Annotated in this window: 14 protein-coding genes; 12 read left to right on the top strand and 2 right to left on the bottom strand. The window is 50.8% G+C overall.

The genetic code is table 11. The annotated features are described in order from the left end of the window. Window positions 1–90: 90 nt before the first annotated feature. Complete coding sequence (locus JS578_04380) at window positions 91–1,152, bottom strand: GNAT family N-acetyltransferase (protein ID QRX64487.1); 1,062 nt, start codon at window positions 1,150–1,152, stop codon at window positions 91–93. A 27-nt stretch (window positions 1,153–1,179) separates the two neighbouring features. Then, window positions 1,180–2,004 (bottom strand): 1-acyl-sn-glycerol-3-phosphate acyltransferase, encoded by an 825-nt coding sequence (locus JS578_04375; protein QRX64486.1) that lies wholly within the window; start codon window positions 2,002–2,004, stop codon window positions 1,180–1,182. 641 nt (window positions 2,005–2,645) lie between these two features. Between JS578_04375 and JS578_04370 the strand changes: the two genes are divergently transcribed. The 12 genes from JS578_04370 (at window position 2,646) to ftsA (ending at window position 17,070) form a co-directional block, all read left to right on the top strand. Further along, window positions 2,646–3,098, top strand: coding sequence for a division/cell wall cluster transcriptional repressor MraZ (locus tag JS578_04370; protein QRX64485.1), 453 nt, complete (start codon window positions 2,646–2,648; stop codon window positions 3,096–3,098). 90 nt (window positions 3,099–3,188) lie between these two features. Then, complete coding sequence (gene rsmH, locus JS578_04365) at window positions 3,189–4,127, top strand: 16S rRNA (cytosine(1402)-N(4))-methyltransferase RsmH (GenBank protein ID QRX64484.1); 939 nt, start codon at window positions 3,189–3,191, stop codon at window positions 4,125–4,127. After that, window positions 4,124–4,456: a hypothetical protein gene (locus tag JS578_04360; GenBank protein ID QRX64483.1), complete on the top strand. Its 333-nt coding sequence runs from the start codon at window positions 4,124–4,126 to the stop codon at window positions 4,454–4,456. The genes rsmH and JS578_04360 overlap by 4 nt, the downstream gene beginning before the upstream one ends. A gap of 12 nt (window positions 4,457–4,468) precedes the next feature. Beyond that, window positions 4,469–6,676, top strand: a complete 2,208-nt coding sequence (locus JS578_04355; protein QRX64916.1) for a transpeptidase family protein — start codon at window positions 4,469–4,471, stop codon at window positions 6,674–6,676. Between the two features lie 9 nt (window positions 6,677–6,685). Next, complete coding sequence (locus JS578_04350; GenBank protein QRX64482.1) at window positions 6,686–8,152, top strand: UDP-N-acetylmuramoyl-L-alanyl-D-glutamate--2,6-diaminopimelate ligase; 1,467 nt, start codon at window positions 6,686–6,688, stop codon at window positions 8,150–8,152. Between the two features lie 18 nt (window positions 8,153–8,170). After that, window positions 8,171–9,430, top strand: coding sequence for a phospho-N-acetylmuramoyl-pentapeptide-transferase (locus tag JS578_04345; protein ID QRX64481.1), 1,260 nt, complete (start codon window positions 8,171–8,173; stop codon window positions 9,428–9,430). A 35-nt stretch (window positions 9,431–9,465) separates the two neighbouring features. Beyond that, window positions 9,466–10,806 carry a UDP-N-acetylmuramoyl-L-alanine--D-glutamate ligase gene (murD, locus tag JS578_04340; protein ID QRX64480.1) on the top strand — a complete coding sequence of 447 codons (1,341 nt, stop codon included), beginning with the start codon at window positions 9,466–9,468 and terminating at the stop codon, window positions 10,804–10,806. Window positions 10,807–10,832: 26 nt separating this feature from the next. Beyond that, the gene (locus tag JS578_04335; protein QRX64479.1) at window positions 10,833–12,197 is read left to right on the top strand and encodes an FtsW/RodA/SpoVE family cell cycle protein; all 1,365 of its coding nucleotides are present in this window, start codon (window positions 10,833–10,835) and stop codon (window positions 12,195–12,197) included. A gap of 67 nt (window positions 12,198–12,264) precedes the next feature. Continuing rightward, on the top strand, window positions 12,265–13,377 hold the full coding sequence (murG, locus tag JS578_04330) for an undecaprenyldiphospho-muramoylpentapeptide beta-N-acetylglucosaminyltransferase (GenBank protein ID QRX64478.1): 1,113 nt from the start codon (window positions 12,265–12,267) through the stop codon (window positions 13,375–13,377). Between the two features lie 14 nt (window positions 13,378–13,391). After that, window positions 13,392–14,795 (top strand): UDP-N-acetylmuramate--L-alanine ligase, encoded by a 1,404-nt coding sequence (locus JS578_04325; protein QRX64915.1) that lies wholly within the window; start codon window positions 13,392–13,394, stop codon window positions 14,793–14,795. A gap of 92 nt (window positions 14,796–14,887) precedes the next feature. After that, window positions 14,888–15,598 carry a hypothetical protein gene (locus tag JS578_04320; GenBank protein QRX64914.1) on the top strand — a complete coding sequence of 237 codons (711 nt, stop codon included), beginning with the start codon at window positions 14,888–14,890 and terminating at the stop codon, window positions 15,596–15,598. Between the two features lie 137 nt (window positions 15,599–15,735). Continuing rightward, on the top strand, window positions 15,736–17,070 hold the full coding sequence (gene ftsA / locus JS578_04315; protein ID QRX64477.1) for a cell division protein FtsA: 1,335 nt from the start codon (window positions 15,736–15,738) through the stop codon (window positions 17,068–17,070). Window positions 17,071–17,076 lie beyond the last annotated feature (6 nt).

The following is a 17,076-nucleotide window of genomic DNA, read 5'->3' as shown; positions in this document are numbered from 1 at the left end:
ATTAGTTACCTACTTCTGTAGCACGGTAAAAAATTGATAATATTTTCTGAATGTGTGTTAATGAAAGAGCAGTCAATATCTGCTTACTGCTTACTTTTTGATTGGATGTTCTGTTGGTTTTCCTCCTTTTTTCTCAATCTTTTTACTTGGGATAGCGATCTTCCTGTTTCTTTTGTTGGAAGTGATCATCCGTTTGAGTCGTAACAGAAAACGTTTGCTGGGATTGCTCTTCATGTAGGTGTCCATGTGGCGTGCCCTCTTCTCTTCCAGAATCTGGTCGATGCGAATGAGGATCCCCGATTCCTCCACCTCTCCGAATTCATCGTTGATCGCGGTACCGAAGAAGCGCATCGTGGGGGAGAGACCCATGTAAGCATTGATCAGCGGCGGGATGTTGTAACCCAATGCCCGCACCTCCTTGTTCAGTATCTTGTAGTCATCCTTGAAGCTCTTGCCGTGAAACAGTTGTTGCATCTTCTCGATGTTGGTTCCGGTAACCAGTGGGTCAATGGGGGTTACCAGCTTCAGCTTGTCGGGGAAATGTTTGTTGAGGAAATAGAGGATCATGTTGCGGGCATCCTTGTTGTAGGTGCCGTACATGGTTACCTTGCCGTAGAAATATTCAATTTCCGGGTCAATCACCGTCAGTGCTCCCAATCCATCCCAGAGGTTGTCGAGCGCGAAAATGCCTTTTCTGCCGAGAAGGGTGGACTGGTATTCGAGCGATACGAAAGAGCGACCCAGCTCCACCGTGGTGGGCAGGAACTCATCGATAAACTGCTGAGAGAAGTTGTAGAGGTGAGCTGTTGCCAGCATCGGTTTGCCCTCTTCATCATACTCCACATCCGAACCGTAGATGAAGCGATAGCCACCCAGTATCTCCTCGTTTTCCGGATCCCAGACAATCAATTGGCGATAGGGGACCTCCATCGTGTCATACTTGTCGATGTCGGCTTCCAGTCCTGTGCCGCCACCATAATGACGGAAGGCGATCTCCCGCAGGCGTCCCACCTCACGCATCAGGTTGGGCGAGTCGTGGGCGGTGAAGACATAAATTTCGTTGTTCGCCTTGTGGGTCGTTCTCACCCTTTTCTGAACGGTCAGCTCGCTTTTAATCAGTTCCTTGCTTACCGGATCAATAATCTTTTCCATATTGAATTATATGTTTATGAACGGAGGTCACTTCAGTGAATAGACCTCCTCTTTAACGAACTGTGCCCATTCGGCTGCTGTTTTACTTTTGTCGAACGTTTGCCAGGGTATGGGTTTGCCAAAGGTGATGGTGAACGTTTGGTTACTGTTCTTGTACATCTCATCGGGGAGATAGACCAACTCGAAATTGAACTTGATGCCTGATGCCTTGCGCAGGTTCGCCAGATTGTAAAAGAAACGTGAATTCTTCCCCTCAAAGTGAACGGGTATTACATCCCGTTGAAACTCCACCGCCTTGATGATGAAGTTCTTCATCCACTCCAGGTCCATGATCTCACCACCTGTTTTACGGGAACAGAGCCCCGCCGGGAATGTGATTACCTGGTTGTCAGATTCATAAGCTTCGTTGATTGCTTTAGCCGATGTTTTGGCTTGCGATCCGTACTTGTTGATGGGGACAAAAATAGGTTTCAGCGGATCGATGTAATAGAGGATATCATTGACCAGATATTTGATTTTTCCGTTGAACTTATCTCCTACCACGGATGAGAGGCAAATACCATCAAGGCCGCCCAACGGGTGGTTGGAGGCAAACACAAATCTTCCTTCTGAAGGGATGTTCTCTTCGCCTTTCAGTTTCAACGTCAGGTTGAACTCTTTCTCTACCAGTGCATGCATAAAGGGAACACCCTCCAGGCCACTGTTTCGCTCCAGGATGCCGTTGATATCCTCCTGGTGGACAATGCGTTTGAGATAGCTGATCAAAAATCGGGGGATTTTCCTGTAATGTTTCGGGGCCTTGCCACGTAAAATCTTATCAAGATCAATCCTGAATGCACTGTGTTGGTTCATTGCATTTCGCTACTTACTAATTTGTCGCAAATGTACAAAAATATGGTTAAGCAGTAAACTCTCATGCTAAAAAAACTTTTTTTCCATTGCTGTGAGGAGAGGATCTCCACTGGGTAGAGCTTTTCCTCCTTGAATTGTTGCGGTTTGTTTGCATAGCCTTGCTTTGTTTGTGCATTTTATTTAAACCTTTTTCAGGACGAAACAAGGACTTTCATGGGTTCTGAAAAGCTCTAGCCTTATTGCACCCTTATTGCACCCTTATATCCACTCCATAAATCATGGGAGTGGGTATAAGGGTATAATAAGATTAGAATATAGACACAGTTGCCAAAAAGAAGCAGATAGGCTGCAAATATCAGGGATACGAGGGTGGTGTTACATTTAATATGTACTTGGTTGCGCCAAACAGATTGAATCACCATGTCAGAAAAAATGATTTCTGTGGCCACTCTTGTCCAATTGTGTTTCCTCGGAATTTGGCACTTGGAAAATGTTAATGTAAAGATAAACAGATGGATAGGTAGCGCTTTGAGGTTGTTGATAACTTTTTTGTAAAATATTGGGGGGAAATGTGGGGAGAAGTGGATAATTTTGTACTTTTACCGCAAACAAACTGCTATGCAGTTGAAATTTACACAGTGTTGATCCAGTTTTTGGGAAATATGGAAGCCAGGGCCGATGCAAAGGGAAGGATCTTTGTGCCGGCAATCTTTCGCAAGCGTTTGCAGAGCGAGGGAGAGGAATTTCTGGTGCTCCGGAAAGATATTTTTCAGGATTGCCTGGTGCTCTATCCCGGTAGTGTGTGGGAGAAAGAGGTGGAGCTACTGCGTAGCAGGCTCAACAAATGGAACCGCGAACAGCAGCAACTATTCCGGCAGTTTGTGCTGGATGCAGAAAAGCTGGAGCTGGATGCCAATGGTCGGGTGCTGATTCCGAAGCGTTACCTGCGAATGGTATCTATCGATACCGACGTTCGTTTTCTCGGAGTGGATGAGACCATCGAACTTTGGGCGAAAGAGAAGCTTGAGAAGCCCCTGGTGGAGCCGGAAGAGTTCGCATCGAGGTTGCAGCAGCTGATGGAGTACAAACCCTGACAAGGGTGTCGCGGATAATGCAGGATGTTTTCTCATCCTGTGGACACTTTGGATTTTTGAATGGCTAACATCATAGAGTAGAAGTCGAACATGCAGGAGAGTGAAGCATATCATATACCGGCTCTGCTTGCCGAAAGCGTCGAAGGATTGCAGATTGCACCCTCGGGAGTCTATCTTGACGTTACTTTTGGAGGTGGGGGGCATTCGCGTGAGATATTGAAGCATTTGGGGCCCAATGGTCGTTTGATTGCCTTCGACCAGGATGAGGATGCGGCACGAAACACCCTTGACGACCCGCGCTTTCAGCTGGTCAGGAGTAATTTTCGTTTTCTGAAAAATTTCCTTCGTTACTACGGTATTGATGAGGTGGATGGTGTGCTGGCCGATCTCGGGGTCTCCTCGCACCATTTTGATGATTCGGAGCGGGGTTTCTCTTTTCGCTTTGAGGGCGATCTGGATATGCGCATGAACCGCGATGCGGGAAAACGTGCAGCTGATATCCTGAACGACTACCCTTCCGAGAAACTTGCCGATCTCTTCTACCGCTACGGGGAGTTGAGGAATGCAAGAGCAATCGCAGCTGCAATTGTGTCATACAGGGCATCTGCGCCGATTGTTACCACAGGGCAGTTGCTTGACATCCTGCAACCCTTCACCGGCAGAGACAAAGAGAAGAAGATGCTGGCCCAGGCATTTCAGGCGCTGCGCATAGAGGTGAACGGAGAGATGGAGGCCCTGGGCGAGATGTTGCAACGCTCCTTGGAGATGTTGAAACCCGGTGGTCGCATGAGCGTGATCTCCTATCACTCGCTTGAGGACAGGATGGTGAAGAATTTCTTCCGCAGCGGTAATTTTGAGGGGAAGCTGGTGAAAGATTTTTTCGGCAACGTAGAGACTCCCTTTGAGCTGGTGAACCGCAAGGTGATTGTCCCCTCGGAAGAGGAACAGCGGATTAATCCCCGCTCCAGAAGTGCCAAGCTGAGGATTGCAAAGAAGATTGGTGCTGACGACCTAAACCATATAAAATGAAAGTGAAGTTCGATAACATACGCAAATCGTTTGTCCATGTTTTTGGAGGAAGTGTTCTCACTGAGAATTTCTTCCTCCGGAACATGCGGTTTATACTGGTTATCGTGCTTATCATGTTCCTCTTCATCAGCCATCGCTATACGGTGTTGCAGAAGATGTCTGAGATTGAACGTCTCGAACGTGTGCTGAAAGATGCCCGCTACGAATCACTCACCATCTCTTCCGCCCTTACCGAAGCGAGCCGTCAGGGAGAGATTGAGCGTCGTGTGGAAGAGGCGGGACTCGATTTGAAGGTGACCAATGAGCCGGTCTATCATCTCGGAAAATAGTCGATAATGAAAATGAACGAGAAGAATGAACAGAACAAGAAAGTAAAGAAAGTGGCGTTGGCACGCTATGGCCTGATCGTCTCCTTCCTGCTGTTGTTCGCCGTGATGATACTTTTCACGGCAAGCCGTCTTGCGTTCAGCTCAGAAGGAAAGAGATGGCGTGAGGTGGGAGAGAAAGAGACGGTGATACGCGACCGGGTGATCCTGCCGGAGAGAGGCAGCATCTATACCCATGATGGCAGGCTACTGGCTACAACCGAACCGCTATACAGCATATACATGGATTTCTGGGCAGATGGGATGAAGAAAGATACACTTTACAAGTATGTGGGTGAGCTCTCCCTGGCACTGGCGAAAAAATTTCCTGATCGCACCGCCTCGCAATACAAGAGTGTGATTCTCAACGGTTGGAAGATGCGCGAAGAGGAACAGCGACAGATAGAAGAGAACCGGAAAAGGGGCATCGACAAGCGGGTGCCCATTCGGTCGCGCTACGTGAAGATCCTGCGCGGTGACATCTCTTATGTTGATCTCAAGGAGGTGCGTACCTATCCCTTCTGGAATCAGCGCTCCAACCGCAGCGGACTGATTGCAGAAGAGCGGAACGCGCGCAAGAAACCCTTTGGCAACCTGGCTACACGAACCGTGGGCAACGTCTTCAGGGATGTTGAAAAAGGAGGAGCCAGCGGTCTCGAACTGAAATATGATTCGCTTTTGCGTGGTGTTCAGGGGGTGAAGTTTCGCCAGAAGATACAGGGCAAATGGATGGATGTGGTGGAGAAACCTGCCGAAGCAGGCTGGGACATCGTCACCACCCTCGATGCCGAGATACAGGATATCACCGAGCGGGCCCTCAGGGACAAGCTGACAGAGACTGAGGCCGAATCGGGTACCGCCATCATCATGGAGGTGAAAACGGGAGAAATCAAGGGGATTGCCAATCTCGACCGCATGAGCAACGGAAACTATGCCGAAGGAAACCCCAATGCATTTTCCTACATGAATGAACCGGGATCCACCTTCAAAACGGTGACCGCCATGGTGGCACTGGACGATGGAGTGATCACCCCCACTGACTCATTTCACGTGGGCAACGGGTTGTTCCAATACAACCGGCGATGGGTAAGAGACCATTATTGGCGACGGGGTCAGGATCGTGGTTATCTCACTGTTGCCGAGGGATTGGCCGTTTCTTCGAACGTGGTGATGAGCAAGATTGCTTTGAAAGGGTATGAGGATAATCCGAAGAAGTTTGTGGAGGGGATCGATCGCATCGGCCTGCGGAAACAGTTGAAGTGGGATGTTCCTCTCAAGGGGATTGAAGGTACTTCCTCCATCCGTTTCCCCGACGACAAGAGCAACTACTGGTCGAAGACCACCCTCCCCTGGATGTCATTCGGATACGAGGCACAGGTGCCTCCCATCTACATGCTGATGTTCTACAATGGCATTGCCAATGGCGGCAGAATGATCAAACCATTTATCGCGAAGGAGTTCGTGAAAGATGGCAAGGTGATTGAGAAGATAGAAGCAGAGGTGGTAAACACGAAGATATGTAAACCGAACACGCTGCAGCTAATTCATGAGATGCTGGTAGGTGTGGTTGAAGAGGGAACAGCCAAGGTTGTTGCATCCGACTACTTCCAGGTTGCCGGCAAGACAGGCACCGCACAGATTGCATCCGGCGGCGGGTACGGTGGTTACTACGTCTCCTTCTGCGGATACTTCCCTGCCGAGGAACCAATGTACACCATCTTTGTGGGGATACGCAAACCAAAGGGTGTTCCTTCAGGTGGCGGTATGGCGGGCATGGTCTTCAAGAACATTGCCGAACAGACCTACATCCGAAAGGTACAGCTTACTGTGGATGATTGCCCCGTGGACTCGTTGCTCCATAAGGAGCCCTCTCTGAAGCATGGTAACTGGGATCAAAACCGCAAGTTGCTTACCCTCCTGGGACTGCGGGCCGGTGAAATGGAAGAATCGGCTGAGTGGGTGAAGGTGAAGAAAGACAGTGTCGCATATCTGCCACAACCCTTGCCACTGAACCGATCGCTGGTACCCGATGTGCGTGGCATGGGAGCCCGTGATGCCCTCTACCTTCTCGAAGAGGCAGGATTAAGGGTGTATCTCAGTGGTGCAGGCAGGGTGGTATCACAATCCATCACCCCCGGAAGCAGGCTGGTAAAAGGGGTGACTATCGCAATCACATTAAAATAAACAGAAGATATGAGACTCTCCTCACTGATTGAAACATGCAAAATCCTTTCCCTTCGCGGAAACGAAGCGGCAGAGATCACCACCGTCACTTCCGACTCACGCCAGGTGGAGCCGGGGGCACTCTTCGTTGCGGTTGAGGGAATCTGTACCGATGGTCATTCCTATATCGGTAAAGCCATTGAAAAAGGTGCCCTGGTCGTTGTGTACGACAAACCGATGATCGAGGAGTATTTTTCACGAGTGACCTATGTGCAGGTGGAGAACAGTGCCGTAGCATTGGCACACATTGCCGCTGCCTGGCATGGTCATCCCTCACGGCAGCTCAAGCTGGTGGGAGTGACCGGCACCAACGGCAAGACAACCATCGCCACCCTTCTCTGGCAGCTCTTCCGCAACAGGGGGTATGCCGCGGGACTCATCTCAACGGTAGCCAACTATGTGGATGGTGAAAAGTATCCCACCACCCACACCACCCCCGATCCGCTCACCCTGAATGCCTTTCTAAGACGCATGGTGGATGCGGGATGTGAGTTTGCCTTCATGGAGGTGAGCTCACATGCCATCCATCAGAAACGGGTCGATGCCCTTCATTTTGCCGGCGGTATCTTCACCAATCTCACGCAGGATCATCTTGATTATCACAAGAATATGTTGGAGTACCGTAACGTGAAGAAGCTCTTCTTCGACAACCTGCCGGAGGATGCTTTTGCACTCACCAACCTGGACGACAAAAACGGCCCGGTCATGCTGCAAAACAGTCGTGCCGACAAAAAAAGCTACTCTGTGAAAGGGATGGCCGATTTTAAGGCTCGCATTTTCGAGAAGCATTTTAACGGTACCGATATCGAGATTAACGGCAAGGAGCTGGTGGTGCAGTTTGTGGGGGTCTTCAACGTGTACAACCTGCTGGCTATTTATGGTGCTGCGCTGCTGTTGGGATTGCCTGAAGAGGAGGTCTTGCGTGAGCTCACCCTCTTGCAACCTGTTGCAGGCCGTTTTCAAACAGTCCCCTCCCCAAAGGGATTCACCGCCATTGTCGACTATGCCCATACCCCCGATGCGCTGAGCAATGTGTTGAATGCCATTCACGAGGTGCTGGGGAGTAGGGGGCAGATCATCACGGTGGTAGGGTGCGGCGGCAACCGCGATCGCACCAAGCGACCCATCATGGCACGTGAGGCTGCTGAACGGAGTGACAAGGTGTTGCTCACCTCCGACAACCCGCGGTTCGAAGAACCGGAAGATATCCTGCGTGACATGATTGAAGGACTCACCGAGGATCAGCGGCAGGCCGCGCTCACCATCGTGGAGCGGCGTGAAGCGATCAAGACCGCCTGTGCCCTGGCGCAGGAGGGTGATGTGGTGCTCATTGCCGGTAAGGGACATGAGGACTACCAGGAGATAAAGGGGGTGAAACATCACTTCGACGACAGGGAGGAGGTGGAGAAGATTTTCTCTTCCCACCGCAATCCGTAACAACATAATCAGATTCTTATGCTCTACTATCTATTTGACTATCTCGACACGCTTAACTTCCCCGGGGCGGGCATGTTCCAGTATGTGATGTTCCGTTCGGCCATGGCTGTCATCTTCTCTCTGCTCATAGGCATCTTTGTGGGCAAGAGAATCATCGACAAGCTGCAGCAGAAACAGGTTGGCGAGACCATACGGAACCTCGACCTGGAGGGTCAGTACAGTAAACGGGGCACTCCCACCATGGGCGGGGTGATCATCATCCTCTCCATCCTGTTATCCACACTGCTATTCGGTAAGCTCGAGAACATCTACATCATCCTGATGCTTGTCAGCACAGTCTGGCTAGGCCTGCTGGGCTTCGCAGACGATTACATCAAGGTGTTCAAGAAAGATAAGGAGGGTTTGAAGGGTAAGTTCAAGATTGTAGCACAAGTAGGTCTGGGCCTGATTGTGGGTCTCACGCTATACTTCAGTCCCGATGCGGTGGTACGGGAAAATATGGAGGTGCGGGTCAACAACGTCATTGAAGAGGTTACCTACCAGACCGAAGATGTGAAAACCACCAGTACCACCATTCCCTTCATGAAGAACAACAACTTCGACTACCGCTGGTTGGTGAGCTGGATGGGCGATTATGCCGACGAGGCAGTCTGGGTGGTCTTCATCCTGATGGTGATTCTGATCGTCACCGCCGTCTCCAACAGTGCCAACCTGACCGACGGCCTCGACGGACTCACCTCTGGCTCCTCTGCCATCATCGGGGTGGCTCTCGGAATCCTGGCCTATGTTTCGGGCCGTGTCGACTTTGCTTCCTACCTCAACATCATGCACATCCCCGGCAGTGATGAACTGATGGTGTTCGCCTCTGCCTTCGTGGGAGCATGTGTCGGCTTTCTATGGTACAACGCCTACCCGGCACAGGTTTTCATGGGCGATACCGGCAGTCTCACCCTGGGTGGTATCATCGGCGTCTTTGCCGTGTTGATTCACAAAGAGTTGCTGCTGCCAATCCTATGTGGTGTCTTCTTCGTGGAGGCACTCTCCGTGATTGCACAGGTCACCTACTTCAAGTATACCAAAAAGAAATATGGGGCCGGACGACGCATCTTCAAGATGACACCGCTGCACCACCATTACCAGAAACCGGGTGACGGCAGCATCGATGCCTTCTTTCAAAGGCCCTTTGCCCCACTGGCAGAGCCCAAGATCGTAAGCCGTTTCTGGCTCGTGGGAATGATACTGGCTGTGCTGGCACTGGCCACGCTGAAGATGAGATGACGCAAAGAACCTGTTATACGTAAAGAGAGTGTGAGATGAGCAAGAATAGATTGGTGATACTGGGTGGTGGCGAAAGCGGGGTGGGAACTGCCATCCTGGCGCAACAAAAGGGGTTGGAGGTATTTCTCTCCGACAATGGCAGTCTCAGGGTGGATCATCGTGAGACGCTTCTCAGCCATCATATTCCCTTTGAGGAGGGCGGTCACACCGAGGAGCGGATCCTGCAAGCCGACGAGATTGTCAAAAGCCCCGGCATCCCCGATACTACACCGTTGATGCAGAAAGTGATTGAAAAGGGGATCAAGGTGATCTCCGAGATTGAGTTCGCAGGCAGGTATACCACTGCCAAGATGATTTGCATCACCGGCAGCAACGGTAAGACCACCACCACCAGCCTGATCTGGCATATCCTCAAAAAGGCCGGACTTCATGTGGGGTTGGCAGGCAACATCGGCAAGAGCTTCGCCCGCCAGGTGGCAGAAGAGAATTATGATTGCTATGTGCTGGAGTTGAGTAGCTTTCAGCTGGAGGGGGTGTATGACTTCAAAGCCGATATCGCAGTGCTGCTAAACATCACCCCTGATCACCTGGACCGCTACGACCATAACTTGCAGTATTATGTAGATGCCAAAATGCGAATCATGCGCAACCAAAAAATGGAGGATGCATTCATCTACTGGATCGACGATCCCGTGATCACACGAGAGATAGAGAAACTAAAACCGGCAGCCACTTGCTATCCTTTCGGGGAAAAGCAAACAGCAGCCACTGTCGGTTATACGGCAAACAGCAAAATGTATATCAATACAAAAGATTATCAATTTGACATGGAGCTTGAATTACTGGCCCTTGAGGGGATGCACAACGTTTACAACTCTCTGGCCTCGGGTATCGTGGCCAAGCTGATGGATATCACCGATGAGCAGCTTCGCAGCTCGCTTGCCGACTTCCGGGGGGTGCCGCATCGTCTCGAAAAGGTGGCAACCGTACGCGGTGTGCAATATATCAACGACTCAAAAGCCACCAACGTGAACTCTTGCTGGTATGCCCTTCAGAGCATGCGCACAAAAACGGTATTGATTCTTGGTGGTACCGATAAGGGAAACGACTACCGTGAGATCGAAGAGCTGGTGCGCAGCAATGTGAGGGCCTTGATCTTCCTGGGAGCCGACAACAGCAAGCTGCATGCCTTCTTTGACGGGAAAGTAGAAACAATCTGCGATACCGCCTCAATGGAAGATGCAGTGCGTACTGCTTATCGGCTGGCACAAAAAGGAGATACCGTATTACTTTCACCCTGCTGTGCCAGCTTTGACCTCTTCAGGAACTATGAGGATCGGGGCGACCAGTTCAAGGAGTGTGTCAGAAATTTATGAATGCTGACAGCTAAACGCTAAAAAATATGGAGAAGAGTAACAATCCATTTCTTTCCCCCGGTGAGGATCTCAGTGAACAGGGGTTCTCCTGGGGAGATTTCGGAAGAAAGATATTCAAGGGAGACAAAGTAATCTGGTCGGTTTTCATCGCCCTGTGTGTGATTTCGCTGGTGGAGATATTCAGTGCCACAAGCACCATCGTCTATCGTCAGCAGAACATCTGGGGGCCTCTCTTGCGGCATGCCATGTTCCTGATTGCCGGGGTGGGGGTGATCCTGCTGGTGCACAACATACCCTATCGCTTTTTCTCCTCACTCATTTTTGTGTTGTTGGGAGCCATCATCCTGCTGATCCTCACTCCTTTTATAGGAACCAGTGTCAATGGTGCCGAGCGTTGGATTTCATTCATGGGGTTCACCATCCAACCCTCCGAGATTGCGAAAATCTCACTGATGGGTACCATCGCCTTCCTGCTTAGCAAACAGAATGGGAGCAATGATGCGCTTCTCTTCAAGTGGATGATCGGTCTGATGCTGGTGGTAACCGGCATCATCGCGATGGACAACCTCTCAACTGCTGTGCTGCTCTTTGGCGTTTGTTTTCTGTTGATGTTTATCGGCAACGTGAAACTGATACGCCTGATCAAAATTGCCGGCGCCGGTGTGGCGCTTGTCCTACTCTTTGTGCTCTTACTCAATGTGATTCCTGACAGTTGGACCAATTCCGGTCCCCTGAGCCGTCTCGGTACCTGGCAGAACCGCATCGAGCATTTTGGTTCGGCCAAAGAACTCTCGGAAGAGGACTATTTTACCATCACCGACGATAATTATCAGGTGGCCCATGCCAAGATCGCCATCTCAAACGGTGGACTGTTGGGCGTTTTTCCCGGTAACAGCACTGAGCGTGATTTTCTCCCTCAAGCCTATTCCGATTTCATCTATGCGATCATCATCGAGGAGATGGGTTTGATTGGAGGGCTCTTCGTATTGATGCTCTACGTGATCATCCTGATCCGTGCCGGTATGATTGCCCGTAAAACGGAAAAGCTCTTTCCGAAATACCTGGTTTTGGGCTCCGCCATGATGCTCTCCATACAGGCATTCATTAACATGGCAGTGGCGGTCAACCTGATACCGGTAACCGGTCAGCCGCTTCCGCTGATCAGTCGCGGCGGTACCTCTACGCTCATCACCTGTGCCTATTTCGGGTTGATGTTGAGTGCCGACCGTTTCGGTATCGGTAAAAAGAAAAATGAGGACACACCGGAGAGTGACCTCAATCAGGATATTGAAGAGACGGAGTCAGCAGGTGAAGATGAGTTGCCGCAGGAGATCCTGAACCGGTCACCCCAACCGGATGAGGTTCCCTTTGAAGTATATCATGCCCGGTAGATTCAATCCCAGAAAGACAACAGAGATTGATAACATGAATGTGATGCAGAAAATAGATCAAGCAAATATGAAAGCACCCAAAGTCATCGTCAGCGGTGGCGGCACCGGTGGACATATTTTCCCTGCCGTATCTATTGCCAACGCAATCAGGGAGCGTTGGCCGGATGCTGAGATCCTCTTTGTGGGAGCCCTCGGCAGGATGGAGATGAAACGAGTGCCCGCGGCAGGATACAACATTATAGGGCTGCCGGTAGCCGGCTTCGACAGGAAAAACCTGCTGAAAAATATCCCTGTTGCCTGGAAGCTCCTTAAAAGCATGCGCCTTGCGAAGAAGATCGTGAAGGATTTCAGGCCACAGGTAGCAGTAGGGGTGGGAGGCTATGCCAGCGGTCCCTTGCTGAAAGCGGCTGCCGCGGCAGGAGTGCCAACGCTCCTGCAGGAGCAGAACTCCTACGCCGGTGTCACCAACAAGGTGCTGGCAAAGAGGGCGGAGGTGATCTGTGTGGCTTATGAGGGCATGGAGCGTTTCTTCCCGAAGGAGAAGATCGTGCTCACCGGCAATCCTTGTCGGCAAGATCTGACGATCACAGATCAGAAACGGAGTGAGGGATACAATTATTTCGGACTGGATCCGGCAAGAAAAACCATCCTGATGGTAGGTGGGAGCCTGGGTGCCCGCACCCTCAACGAGAGCATCGTGGCCGCATTCGGCAAACTGGCAGAGAGCGATGACCTGCAGGTAATCTGGCAGTGTGGGACCTATTACTATAAAGAGATGCAGCAATTGCAGCGTGACGGTAACATACCCACCAATGTCCACCTGTTCGATTTCCTCTCCCGTATGGATTATGCCTATGCTGTATCCGATCTGGTGATCTCACGTGCCGGTGCCGGTTCCATCTCAGAGTTCTCACTCCTGCAAAAGGCTGTGATCCTCGTGCCTTCCCCCAACGTGGCGGAAGATCATCAGACGCGCAATGCAGAATCACTGGTGAGAAACGATGCTGCGCTGATGGTTCCCGACAGGGATGCCACCGAGAGGTTGATTGATGAAGCGCTTGCGTTGGTACGTGACGAGCATCGTCTGCAGGAGTTGAGCCGCAACATTGCAATGCTGGCTCAATACAACTCCGCCGATAGGATCGTTGATGAGATTGAAAAACTTGTGAAGCGTCACTGATGATGAAAGAAAAGATGGAGAACCACGAAGAGAGGTCGTTCAACTACGATCAGATCTATTTTATTGGGATTGGCGGGATTGGTATGAGCAACCTGGCCCGCTATTTCCTCTCACAGGGGAAGTTGGTAGGAGGATATGATCGTACCGAGTCAGCCCTCACGGAACAGCTCCGAAGTGAGGGGGCCTATCTGCACTACAATGATAAGATTGATGAGATCCCTGCCGCGTTCACCGACAGGGAGCGGACACTGGTGGTTTACACCCCTGCCGTTCCCGCGAGTCATGGTGAGCTCACCTACTTCAGGTTGAATGGTTTCAGGATGATGAAAAGAGCCGAACTGCTGGGTGAGATCACCCGTGCCAGTGATGCGATCTGTGTGGCGGGAACGCATGGAAAAACTACTGTCTCGAGCATGACTGCACACCTGCTGCGTCAGTCACATGTCGATTGCAATGCTTTTCTGGGAGGCATTCTGAAAAACTACAACACCAATCTGCTGCTTTCTGAACAGAGCAAAATCACCGTTGCCGAGGCGGATGAATATGACCGCTCCTTTCACTGGCTCAGACCCCATATTGCCATCATCACCTCTGCCGATCCTGATCACCTGGATATCTACGGAACGGCAGAGGCTTATCGAGAGAGCTTTGAACATTTCACCTCGTTGATCCGCCCCGGGGGAACACTCCTCCTCAAGATAGGGACAGTACTCACACCCAAAACCGTTCAAGGGGTGAATGTGAGGAGCTATTCAGAATCGGAAGGTGACTATCATGCCGATAATATTCGCATTGGTGATGGTGAGATCCGGTTTGATTATGTCTCGCCCGGACAAAGGATCAACGATATCAACCTTGGGGTGCCGGTGAAGATCAACATCGAGAACAGTGTGGCTGCCATGGCAGCTGCTGAACTATGCGGGGCGACTGCTGATGAGATGAGGAAAGCAATGGCAAGCTTTGCAGGTGCACGAAGACGGTTCGACTTCCATATCAAAAGCGACAGGATCGTCTTTATCGACGATTACGCCCACCACCCCAGGGAGCTGACCGCAGCCATCGAATCGATCAAGGCGCTCTACCCGGAACGGAAGTTGACAGCTCTCTTTCAACCCCATCTGTACAGCCGCACACGTGACTTTGCCGATCAGTTTGCCGAGAGCCTTTCACTCGCCGACGAGGTAATCCTGCTCGACATCTATCCTGCACGGGAGGAGCCGATTGAGGGGGTTACCTCCGGGATGCTCCTCGATAGGATCACCCTTGCCCGGAAGCAGTTGTGCAGCAAAGAAGGGGTGCTGGATTGTCTGCGCAACCTCGAGATGGAAGTGCTTGTGACTTTTGGTGCCGGTGACATCGACCGGCTGCTGCCGGCAATAGAAAAGATGTTGCGTGAACGCTATCTGATGAATGATTAACGAACATTAATTTGCAGGGCCTTTGCGCATCTTGATGTATCTTTGCAATGTCAAATCAAACCAATCAACAATTGAAAAAAACCCTGCTCATACTGGTCGCACTGGTGACTATTGGCTACCTGGTCTTCTCTGCCGCCTATTTCAGGAAGGTTGCACGTAACAAGCTGTGTGAAACCTTTGAGGTGGTGATTGAAGACAGTAGTAGGACCCAGTTTGTGCTTGCGAGCGATGTAGAAAGATTGGTGAAGCGTCACAAGCTTTATCCGGTAGGGAAACCCTTCAGTGAAATCAATACCCTGGCAATCCGTGACACCATTCTTACAAACCAACTGGTGGAGTCGGCTGAGGTTTATACCACACCCGGCAGTGGCATTGTTGCTTTCATTCGTCAACGAGAGCCGGTGCTGAGGGTCATCTCCGACAAAGAGGGAAGTTTTTACGTGGACCAGGAACGACGTATCATGCCTGTTTCATCAGCCTTTACAGTGTATGTGCCGTTGGCAACAGGGGCAGTCTCTCAGGCGTTTGCCAGCGATCAGTTGTACGATTTTGCTATGTTCCTGCGTCGCAATGGCGATTGGGATGCATGGATCGAACAGATCGATGTGAGAAGCAATGGGGATGTGGTGCTGATTCCTCGTGCGGGTGATTTTCATGTGGTGATGGGGAGCCTTGAGGATTACACGGCCAAGCTCTCCAAATTTGTCCGTTTTGTAGATGAGGGTTTGAACGTAGTGGGATGGAATCGATACAGTGAGATCAACCTGAAGTATGATAACCAGGTGGTTTGCACCAGGAAGTAACAGGCACTGCTGACAATTGGTTGCTCTTCAAACGGTAACTAACCGCTGAAACCTCCATTAAATGATGTGAAGATGCAAACAAAAGCGTTTGTGAGAGTGTTTGTTAAAAAAGATATAAATAAAAGTTCATCAATCATATGACTTCATCAGGATTTACTGCAGTGATCGATTTGGGCACCACCAGAATAAAGGGTGTGATGGGGCGCAGGAACGACAGCGGCGTCATCTCAGTGATCGCCAGCGGAAGCATTGACTCCGGCAACTCCATCCGCAGGGGAGTGATCTACAACATCGAACAGGCAGGGGCTAACGTGCACAAACTGGTGCGGATGCTGGAGAACAGCAGCGATCGTAAAATCGGCAGGGTGTACGTGTCGCTGGCCGGTCAGTCGCTCCACACCATGGAGTTCAACGAGATGAGACGTCTGCCGGCCGGGATGGTTACCGAAGAGGTGGTTGCCCAACTGCGCAATATTGCTGAGAAATACCAGCCCGACATGAAGCGAAACTACCAGGTGGCTGATGTGGAGTATTACATCGACGATAAGCCGGAGAGAAGTCCTGTGGGGGTGACCGGCAGCCAGATTGAAGCCGGTTTTGAGCTGATTGTGGGACGTCCCAACCTGATGAACAATATTGAGAAGAGCATTTCTACGAAAACTGAACTGGAGATTGCTGGATATGTGGTAGGTCCTACTGCAACTGCCGCCATCGCCCTCACCGACGAAGAGAAAGAGTTGGGATGTGCTTTCCTTGATTTTGGTGCCGGTACCACCACTCTTTCTGTTTACAAGGAGGGCATCCTGCGCCGGATGGTGGTGATTCCCTTTGGCGGACGGAGCATCACCAAAGATATTTGCGCGCTCAACTTCACCGAGAACGATGCTGAACAACTCAAAATAAAGTTTGGGAAAGCCATAGAGACGCATGAGGGACCACTCTTCTCCTCACCCTTCTCTTCCAAACCAGATGTCGACCTGGCTGAACTGAACAAGGTGATCGTCATGCGGCTCGATGAGCTCATCGCCAACATCCGCGAACAGATATCCCTCTCCGGTTACGAGGGACAGCTTGGGGCGGGTGCAATCATCACCGGTGGCGCCTCTCTACTCAAAAACCTGGACCTCTACCTCGGGCAAAAACTGAAGATGGCAGTGCGCAAGGCAACTGCACGTAAAGCCATCGTAAACAACGCGCCGGAGTTGACTGGTGATCCCTCCTTCACGCTGGCGCTGGGAATGCTGCTCACGGCGGTTGACAACTGTGAGAGAGATGAGGTGGAGATGACAGATGCTGCATCCGAGGAGGAAGAATCCTCCTCCTCTGTTTGGCCGTGGCGCTCCAAATCGGAGAAAGAGAAAAAGATTAAAAAGGAAAAGGTGAAAAAAGAAAAAGTGGAGAAGACGGAGGGTGGTTTCTTCACGAAAATGGAAGATATGTTCGGCAACATCTTCTCAGAAGATGACGAATAACCAAGT

The organism is Dysgonomonadaceae bacterium zrk40 (assembly GCA_016916535.1).
Taxonomy (GTDB): Bacteria; Bacteroidota; Bacteroidia; order Bacteroidales; family Dysgonomonadaceae; genus Proteiniphilum.
This window is presented reverse-complemented; position numbering and strand designations above follow the sequence as displayed.

Bases quoted from the DNA above. Each gene is read 5' to 3' on its own strand.
- JS578_04380 (QRX64487.1), bottom strand. From the start codon at position 1,152: ATGGAAAAGATTATTGATCCGGTAAGCAAGGAACTGATTAAAAGCGAG.
- JS578_04375 (QRX64486.1), bottom strand. From the start codon at position 2,004: ATGAACCAACACAGTGCATTCAGGATTGATCTTGATAAGATTTTACGT.
- rsmH (QRX64484.1), top strand. From the start codon at position 3,189: ATGCAGGAGAGTGAAGCATATCATATACCGGCTCTGCTTGCCGAAAGC.
- JS578_04360 (QRX64483.1), top strand. From the start codon at position 4,124: ATGAAAGTGAAGTTCGATAACATACGCAAATCGTTTGTCCATGTTTTT.
- JS578_04355 (QRX64916.1), top strand. From the start codon at position 4,469: ATGAACGAGAAGAATGAACAGAACAAGAAAGTAAAGAAAGTGGCGTTG.
- JS578_04350 (QRX64482.1), top strand. From the start codon at position 6,686: ATGAGACTCTCCTCACTGATTGAAACATGCAAAATCCTTTCCCTTCGC.
- JS578_04345 (QRX64481.1), top strand. From the start codon at position 8,171: ATGCTCTACTATCTATTTGACTATCTCGACACGCTTAACTTCCCCGGG.
- murD (QRX64480.1), top strand. From the start codon at position 9,466: ATGAGCAAGAATAGATTGGTGATACTGGGTGGTGGCGAAAGCGGGGTG.
- JS578_04335 (QRX64479.1), top strand. From the start codon at position 10,833: ATGGAGAAGAGTAACAATCCATTTCTTTCCCCCGGTGAGGATCTCAGT.
- murG (QRX64478.1), top strand. From the start codon at position 12,265: ATGAAAGCACCCAAAGTCATCGTCAGCGGTGGCGGCACCGGTGGACAT.
- JS578_04325 (QRX64915.1), top strand. From the start codon at position 13,392: ATGGAGAACCACGAAGAGAGGTCGTTCAACTACGATCAGATCTATTTT.
- ftsA (QRX64477.1), top strand. From the start codon at position 15,736: ATGACTTCATCAGGATTTACTGCAGTGATCGATTTGGGCACCACCAGA.